7 protein-coding genes are annotated in these 8,306 nt (G+C 72.6%); 4 read left to right on the top strand and 3 right to left on the bottom strand.

The genetic code is table 11. The features are described 5' to 3' along the window. Window positions 1-305 precede the first annotated feature (305 nt). Complete coding sequence (locus ABT106_RS29695) at window positions 306-1,052, bottom strand: DUF1707 SHOCT-like domain-containing protein (RefSeq protein ID WP_351283514.1); 747 nt, start codon at window positions 1,050-1,052, stop codon at window positions 306-308. Window positions 1,053-1,190: 138 nt separating this feature from the next. Here ABT106_RS29695 and ABT106_RS29690 point away from each other — a divergent pair, with 138 nt between their 5' ends. Together ABT106_RS29690 and ABT106_RS29685 are read left to right on the top strand one after the other, a co-directional pair. Beyond that, entirely contained in the window at window positions 1,191-2,864 is a 1,674-nt protein-coding gene (locus ABT106_RS29690) for a fumarate hydratase (RefSeq protein WP_351283511.1), read from the top strand. A gap of 162 nt (window positions 2,865-3,026) precedes the next feature. Next, window positions 3,027-3,797, top strand: a complete 771-nt coding sequence (locus tag ABT106_RS29685) for a glycerophosphodiester phosphodiesterase (protein ID WP_351283509.1) — start codon at window positions 3,027-3,029, stop codon at window positions 3,795-3,797. A 97-nt stretch (window positions 3,798-3,894) separates the two neighbouring features. On the opposite strand, the gene ABT106_RS29680 is transcribed toward ABT106_RS29685, so the two are convergent. Then, complete coding sequence (locus ABT106_RS29680; protein ID WP_351283507.1) at window positions 3,895-5,430, bottom strand: ricin-type beta-trefoil lectin domain protein; 1,536 nt, start codon at window positions 5,428-5,430, stop codon at window positions 3,895-3,897. Window positions 5,431-5,538: 108 nt separating this feature from the next. Between ABT106_RS29680 and ABT106_RS29675 the strand changes: the two genes are divergently transcribed. After that, entirely contained in the window at window positions 5,539-6,942 is a 1,404-nt protein-coding gene (locus ABT106_RS29675) for a class II fumarate hydratase (RefSeq protein WP_351283505.1), read from the top strand. Between the two features lie 112 nt (window positions 6,943-7,054). Beyond that, entirely contained in the window at window positions 7,055-7,762 is a 708-nt protein-coding gene (gene fomD / locus ABT106_RS29670; RefSeq protein ID WP_351283503.1) for a cytidylyl-2-hydroxypropylphosphonate hydrolase, read from the top strand. Between the two features lie 321 nt (window positions 7,763-8,083). Here the strand turns inward: fomD and ABT106_RS29665 are convergent, their stop codons facing one another. After that, window positions 8,084-8,242, bottom strand: coding sequence for a hypothetical protein (locus ABT106_RS29665; RefSeq protein WP_351283501.1), 159 nt, complete (start codon window positions 8,240-8,242; stop codon window positions 8,084-8,086). Between the last annotated feature and the right edge of the window lie 64 nt (window positions 8,243-8,306).

The raw sequence follows: 8,306 nt of genomic DNA, 5'->3' as shown, positions 1-8,306 counted from the left end.
GTGCGGGGGCCGGAAGCGGCGGCGGGGTGACGGCGCAGCGGCGGCGCCGGCGCGGCCCGGGCGGACCCCGGCGGGCCCATGGGGACCGCCGGGACACCGAGGCCGGAACTCGCCGTACCGGGGGCCACCGGGCCACCCCGAAGGACCCTCGGCCGGGGGCCAGGGGCGGCGGCCGGCCCCCGGCCGGGCGGCCGAAGGGCGGCGGCCGGAAGGCGGCGGCGGAAGGCGGGCGGCCGGATCGCCCGGCCGTGGCGGAGTCAGCCGGTGCGGCGCTTGGGGAGTCAGCCGGTGCGGCGCTTGCGGAGTCAGCCGGTGCGGCGCTTGCGGAGCCTGTGGGCCAGGTCGACCAGCCGGGAGCCCGGCTTCGGGCGTGCCTCGATGTTGCCCAGGAGCGCGAAGCCGCGGACGATCACCACGGGCGCCTGCGGGTCCGTCTCCCCGCGGGCCTCGCCGCGCACCTCGAAGTTGCCGAGGACGCCGCTGCCGTAGCCGCGCAGGGTGACGTTCTCCGGGACCACCACGTCGACGTTGCCGAGCACGCACGTCACGTTGATCTCGGTGACCTGCTGCTCGAAGACCGCTTCGGTGAGGTCGATGCTGATGTCGCCCATGACCGAGACGGCGCGGGTGTGGGCCCCCGGCCGCCAGCGGCCCTTGCGGGCGGAGCTGCTGCACACGGCGACGACCGTCTCCACCGGACCCGTCGACGCCCCGGAGGACCCGAGCGGGCTCGCGGGCGCGGCGTGGGCGCCGCCGGGCGCGGGCAGGTCGCGTACGAGCACGTCCAGTTCCCCCACCGTCTTGACGGCGTAGAGCACGTCGAGGCGTTCGGAGTGCTCCTCGGGGGTCAGCCGGCCCTCGGCCACGGCGTCGCCGAGGATCTGGGCGATCCGGTCCCGGTCGGCGTCGGAGGCGCGCAGCCCGCCCGGGCCGGGCGCGGAGGCCGGTGCCGATGCCGGCGCCGGACCGGGCGCGGGCGCGGGCGCGGAGGCGGGCACCGGGGCCGGGGCGGGCTCGGGTGCGGGGGCGGCGGGGTGCTTTTCCAGGTCCACGCCGCCCAGCATAGCGAGACACGATAGATCGCGATACTGCCGAGTGAGCCTTACCTCACAAGCATCCCCCGACCGGGAGGTCCTACGCTGGTGGACTGCGCTGCCAATTGGTCGTCAGCGCTGTCTGCCGAGTGAGGAATGGCCCCAATGCCGGAGTTCGCGTACACCGACCTGCTGCCCCTGGGCGAGGACAACACCCCCTATCGGCTGGTCACCGCCGAGGGCGTGTCCACCTTCGAGGCGGACGGACGTACGTTCCTCAAGGTGGAGCCGGAGGCGCTGCGCACGCTCGCCGAAGAGGCGATCCACGACATCCAGCACTTCCTGCGCCCCGCGCACCTCGCCCAGCTGCGCCGCATCATCGACGACCCGGAGGCGAGCGCGAACGACAAGTTCGTCGCCCTGGACCTGCTGAAGAACGCGAACATCGCGGCGGCCGGCGTCCTGCCGATGTGCCAGGACACGGGTACGGCCATCGTGATGGGCAAGCGCGGACAGAACGTGCTGACCTCAGGCGGCGACGAGGCGGCCCTCTCCCGCGGCATCTTCGACGCGTACACCCGCCTGAACCTGCGCTACTCGCAGATGGCCCCGCTCACCATGTGGGAGGAGAAGAACACCGGCTCGAACCTGCCCGCGCAGATCGAGCTGTACGCGACCGACGGCGGCGCGTACAAGTTCCTCTTCATGGCCAAGGGCGGCGGCTCCGCGAACAAGTCCTTCCTCTACCAGGAGACCAAGGCGGTCCTCAACGAGACCTCCATGATGAAGTTCCTGGAGGAGAAGATCCGCTCGCTCGGCACGGCGGCCTGCCCGCCCTACCACCTGGCGATCGTGGTCGGCGGCACCTCCGCCGAGCACGCGCTCAAGACCGCCAAGTACGCCTCCGCGCACTACCTGGACGAACTGCCCCGCGAGGGCTCGCCGCTCGGCCACGGCTTCCGCGACGAGGCCCTGGAGCAGCAGGTCTTCGAGCTGACCCAGAGGATCGGCATCGGGGCGCAGTTCGGCGGCAAGTACTTCTGCCACGACGTGCGCGTGGTGCGCCTGCCCCGGCACGGCGCCTCGCTGCCCGTCGCGATCGCCGTGTCCTGCTCGGCGGACCGCCAGGCCACCGCGAAGATCACCGCCGAGGGGGTCTTCCTGGAGCAGCTGGAGACCGACCCGGCGCGCTTCCTGCCGGAGACCACGGACGAGCACCTCAGCGAGGCGGCGGACGTCGTCTCCATCGACCTGAACCGGCCGATGGACGAGATCCTGGCGACGCTGACGCGGCACCCGGTCAAGACCCGCCTCTCCCTCACCGGCCCGCTGGTCGTGGCGCGCGACATCGCGCACGCCAAGATCAAGGAGCTGCTGGACTCGGGCGCCGAGATGCCGCAGTACCTGAAGGACCACCCGGTCTACTACGCGGGCCCCGCGAAGACCCCCGCGGGCTACGCGTCGGGCTCCTTCGGCCCGACGACGGCCGGCCGCATGGACTCGTACGTGGAGCAGTTCCAGGCGGCCGGCGGCTCCAAGGTCATGCTGGCCAAGGGCAACCGCTCCCAGCAGGTGACGAACGCGTGCGGCACGCACGGCGGCTTCTACCTCGGCTCGATCGGCGGCCCGGCGGCGCGGCTCGCGCAGGACTGCATCAAGAAGGTCGAGGTCCTGGAGTACGAGGAGCTCGGCATGGAGGCGGTCTGGCGGATCGAGGTCGAGGACTTCCCGGCCTTCATCGTCGTGGACGACAAGGGCAACGACTTCTTCCAGGACCCGTCCCCCGCAACGACGTTCACCCACATCCCGGTGCGCGGCCCCGGCATGTAGCGTCCGCCGCCGCGCGGCTCCGGGCGCCCTCGGAGCCGCGCGGAGCCGCGCGGCGCGTCCACGACACCACCGCGCCCGCGCCGGGAGACGGCCCGCATCGGGTTAACGTCGGGGACACGGCGCCGCCGCTGCCCGTTCATCCCGGTTTGCAAGGATTTCCGTATGACCGCGATCCGTACCGCCCGCCCTGCCGGCGCCCTCCGGGTGGTCGCCCACCGCGGGGCCTCCCACGAGCACCCCGAGCACACGATCGCGGCCTACCGGCAGGCGATCGGCGACGGGGCCGACGCCCTGGAATGCGACGTGCGGCTCACCGCGGACCGCCGGCTGGTCTGCGTGCACGACCGGCGCGTGGAGCGGACCTCCGACGGGCGCGGCGCGGTCTCCGCGCTGACGTACGCGCAGCTCTCCGCGCTGGACTTCGGGGCCTGGAAGGGCGAGGGGCACACCGGGGCCCGGGTGCTGCTCTTCGAGGACCTGCTGCGGGAGGCCCTGGCGGCGCCGCGGCCGGTCGGGCTCGCCGTCGAGACCAAGCACCCCACGCGTACGGGCGGCCTGCTGGAGGCGGAACTGGTGCGGGTGCTCAAGCAGTACGGGCTGGCCGACGGCGCCTCGGGCCGGGTCGAGGTGATGAGCTTCTCCCGCTCCGCCCTGACCCGTCTGCACCGGCTCGCGCCCGGTCTGCCCGCCGTGTACCTGATGGAGCGGCGGCTGCGCCCGGTGCGCCCGCCGTACGCGACCCACGCGGGCCCGGGCATCGACCTCGTGCGCCGCGATCCGGGGCTGGTGGGCCGGCTGAGGGCCCGCGGGCTGGCCGTACGGGTGTGGACCGTGGACGAGCCGGAGGATGTCGAGCTGTGCGTGCGGCTCGGGGTGGACACGCTGATCACCAACCGGCCGCGAGAGGTGCGCAAGCTGCTGCGGGACCTGTGACGCCCGGCCGGGGTGCGCCGGCCGGGCGTGGGGGGCGGGGGTGTGACGGGGCGGGGGTGTTACCGGGCGGTCAGTGCGGTGCGGGGGTGCGGGGTCGTCAGACGAAGCGCTGGTTCGCGGACCCGTTGCAGGTCTGCAGCCGCAGCGGGTCGCGGCCGGCGGCCACGGTCAGGCACAGGCCCGGTGAGGCGGCGGGCCGGAGGGTCGCGCCGTCGCGGACATAGCTCTGGTTGGCGCCGCCGTGGCAGTTCCAGACGACGAGGCCGGTGCCGGGGCCGTAGGCGGCTCCGGGGACGTCCAGGCAGCGGTCCTGGGTCAGCCCGAGGTGAACCGACCTGCGGGCCGTGTCGTACCACCAGGTCTGGTTGCGGCCGCCGTGGCAGTCCCAGCCGACGACCTTGGTGCCGTTGGCGCTGGACCCGCCGGAGGAGTCGAGGCAGTTGGCCGTCGCCTCGTTCCGAAGGGGCTTGTAGAGGTCGTCCCAGGCGCCCGCCTGCAGCACCGGGGTGCCGGTGCTCGCCGGGTCGGCGCAGGAGCCCTCGCGCAGGCCGGAGGTGTAGAGCTGGGTCAGGCAGGACGCGAACGCGCCGTGACCGCGGTAGTTGGGGTGGAAGGACTGGCGGGCGGTGTTCTCGTCCCACGGGAAGTGGTCCGCGAGGTCGAGGTAGAGGCCACGGGCCCAGGGGTCCTCCATGCAGACCTCGTGGCCGTGGAAGAGACGGGAGTTGTCCAGGTAGACCGCGCCGGAGGCGAGGGCCGCGGCGCGCATTCCCTTCTCGAAGGTCGGCACCGCGTAGTTGCGGCCCCAGGTGGCGTCGGAGTCGTATCCGGCGCAGCCTCCGGGGAGCTTGCCGGGGAAGTTGGGGTTGTCGTGGAAGTCGGGGCCGATGGGGCTGGGGTAGCCCATGAGGACCAGCTTGTAGTCGGTGTCGGCGTAACCCGCGTCGCGCATGACCGTCTTGAGGTCGGCGACGGTGGACTCCACCTTGGGCTTCAGGCCGTCGACGCGCGCCTGCCAGCCGGGGGCGTACTTGGGCTCGCAGGCGCCCTGGATGAGCACCCAGCGGGTCACGCAGTCGGTCATGACGGGGCCGAACTGCAGGTCGTCGTTGGCCCCGGCGACGAGCAGGACCATCTTGATCTTCGTGTTGCGTGCTTTGATGGCCAGGCTGTCGCTCTGCACCAGCTCGTCGGCGTACTGCTTGGAGCCGCCGATCCTGATGTTGCCGGTGTACCCGCCGGAGCAGGCGACGTTGAAGGTGAGGTCGGCCGGGATGCCGGTGCGGTGGATCGCCGAGTCGGGCGAGCGGTGGCACTGGTTGTTCGGCGTGTTCGTGGCGGGGTCGTAGTTCCCGACGCCCTCGCCCGAGATCTCGCTGTCGCCCAGTGAGATCAGGCCGGTCTTGCGCTGGTTCAGCGGCCGCACGGCCGCGTCGCCGTAGATCCGGACCGACTCGGCGGCGCGGATCGCCTCCAGTTCGGGCGGGAGGGGGGTGGCCGCGGCGGCGGGTGCGGCGGGGACGGCCGCCTGGGCCATGGGGGTGACGGCGGTGACGCCCCCGAGGGCGGCCGCGAACGCCGCGACCGCGACGACGGTAGATCTGAGCCTGGACTTCGTTACGGCACGTGCCATGAACGCCTCCCCGGATGTCAGTGTTACCCACGGTATTTACTGGCCGGTAGGGGAGTTGGGAACACTTCGAACAAGACAATTGCTCAACTTTTTGAGGAGGCCACGAACATGACCGAGGACCAGCAGGCCGAAGCGTTCCGGACCGAGCACGACTCCATGGGTGACGTACGGGTGCCCGCGCACGCCAAATGGCGTGCCCAGACCCAGCGCGCGGTGGAGAACTTCCCCATCTCCGGGCAGCGGCTGGAACACGCCCACATCGCGGCGCTCGCCCGCATCAAGGCCGCGGCCGCGGTGGTGAACGCGCGCCTCGGCGTCGTGGACCCGGACATCGCCGAGGCGATCCGCTCGGCCGCGGAGGAGGTCGCCGACGGCCGCTGGGACGACCACTTCCCGGTGGACGTCTTCCAGACGGGCTCGGGCACCTCGTCCAACATGAACGCCAACGAGGTGATCGCGACCCTGGCCGCCGAACGGCTCGGCCGCGAGGTCCACCCCAACGACCACGTCAACGCCTCCCAGAGCTCCAACGACGTGTTCCCGTCCTCCATCCACATCGCCGCCACCGCCGCCGTCACCGGCGCGCTCATCCCGGCCCTGGAGCACCTCGCCGCCTCCATGGAGCGCAAGGCCGAGGAGTTCGCCGACGTCGTCAAGGCCGGCCGGACGCACCTGATGGACGCCACCCCGGTCACCCTGGGACAGGAGTTCGGCGGGTACGCGGTCCAGATCCGCTACGGCGTCGAACGGCTCCGCGCGGCCCTCCCCCGGCTGGCCGAACTGCCGCTGGGCGGCACCGCGGTGGGCACCGGGATCAACACCCCGCCCGGCTTCTCGGCTGCCGTGATCGCCGAGGTGGCCGCCGCCACCGGGCTGCCGCTGACCGAGGCCCGCAACCACTTCGAGGCCCAGGGCGCCCGGGACGCGCTGGTGGAGACCTCGGGCATGCTCCGCACGGTCGCCGTCTCGCTCACCAAGATCTCCAACGATCTGCGCTGGATGGCTTCCGGACCGCGCACCGGATTGGCCGAAATCAATCTCCCGGATCTCCAGCCGGGCTCGTCGATCATGCCGGGGAAGGTCAATCCGGTCATCCCGGAGGCCGTCCTGATGGTCGCCGCCCAGGTGATGGGGAACGACGCCGCGGTCGCCGTCGCGGGCGCCGCCGGAAACTTCGAGCTGAACGTGATGCTCCCCGTGATGGCCAGGAACCTCCTCGAATCGATCCGGCTGCTCGGCAGCGCCAGCCGCCTGCTGGCCGACCGCACGGTCGACGGAATCACCGCCAACACCGCCCGGGCCAGGGAGTACGCCGAATCCTCGCCCTCCGTGGTGACCCCGCTGAACCGCTACATCGGCTACGAGGAGGCCGCCAAGGTCGCCAAGAAGGCGCTCGCCGAACGCAAGACGATCCGGGAGGTCGTCCTGGAGTCCGGCTACGTGGACCGGGGCGCGCTCACCCTCGAACAGCTGGACGAGGCTCTCGACGTGCTGCGGATGACCCGCCCCTGACGCACCGTCCCCGCCCCCCGCGCAGGGTCCGGATCCGGTCGAATTCCGTCGCCGAACCCCTCCGTGACCTGCACCGCAGCGGGGGCGCGGGGTGCCGCCCTAAGATCTGCGCATGACAGGTACTTTCCGGCCCGCGGGCGGCGCGGAGCGGGGCGCCGCGCGGGCCGCGCGCTGGGCGCCCGGGGAGCAGATCCTCTGGCGCTACCGCGACAACGCCCCGGGCCTCCGCGGCGGGGTGCACATCTGCCGCCCGGTGACCGTCGTACGGGACACCGACGAGCTGCTGGCCGTGTGGATGGCTCCGGGCACCGAGTGCGTCAAGCCGGTCCTGGCCGACGGCACGCCCGTGCACGCCGAACCGCTCGCCACCCGCTACACCGCGCCGTGGACGACGGTGCGCTCCCGCTGGTTCGGCACCGGCGTGCTGAAGCTGGCGCGGCCCGGGGACCCGTTCTCCGTATGGCTGTTCTGGGAACGCGGCTGGCGGTTCAAGAACTGGTACGTGAACCTGGAGGAGCCCCGGGCCCGCTGGGCGGGCGGGGTCGACTCCGAGGACCACTTCCTGGACATCGCCGTGCACCCGGACCGCAGCTGGACGTGGCTGGACGAGGACGAGTTCGCGCAGGCCCAGCGGGCCGGTCTGATGGACCGGGCGCAGGCGCGGCGGGTCCGGGACGCGGGGCGGGCCGCGGTGGAGCTGATCGGCTCCTGGGGGCCGCCCTTCTCCGACGGCTGGCAGGACTGGCGGCCGGACCCGGCCTGGACGGTCCCGGCCCTGCCGGAGGACTGGGACCGCACTCCGGCGCACATGACGTCATGAGACCCTTGATGCGCCCCCAGGTTCGAAACGTAGGATCGTCCTCCGCGAGGTCGCGCGCGCGGGACGGTGCCGGTCGGACCGGACATCCGCAAGTGGCTTGTCGTACACGGGACTTGACCGGAGGCCGGCAGGACTGACTGACGAGGGGCGGGGTCCACCGGGCGAAGTTCGGCGGGGGTCCCCGGACGAAGTCTGGGGGAGGATGTCCGGGGCGGTGGTGTCCCGGGCGCTGAGCGGGTATACCGCGACTGACCGAGTTGAGTGCAGCGCACATCGAGCGCAAACGGACGGAATTCCACGCGTGACGGAGTACCCCACCTCTCAGGAGGGCCCGCAGCCTGCCGCGGCCACCGCGACACCGGCCCCGGGCGGCTCCGCCGTGCCCTTCGCCTCCGGCGCGTCGGCCGCTCCCGCGCCGGGCTCCGGCGCCCGCGGCCCGGCCCGCGGCGGATCCGCGCCGATGATCACGATCCGGGTCACGAAAAGTCCGCCTCACGTCTACCCGGTCGGCTGCCGCCCCGGCCGGTGTTCCGGGGGGTCTCCC

It is taken from the genome of Streptomyces sp. NPDC002044, from assembly GCF_040296725.1.
Taxonomy (GTDB): Bacteria; Actinomycetota; Actinomycetes; order Streptomycetales; family Streptomycetaceae; genus Streptomyces; species Streptomyces antarcticus.
Note: the sequence above shows the minus strand (reverse complement) of the source record. Positions and strands in the feature narration are given on the sequence as shown.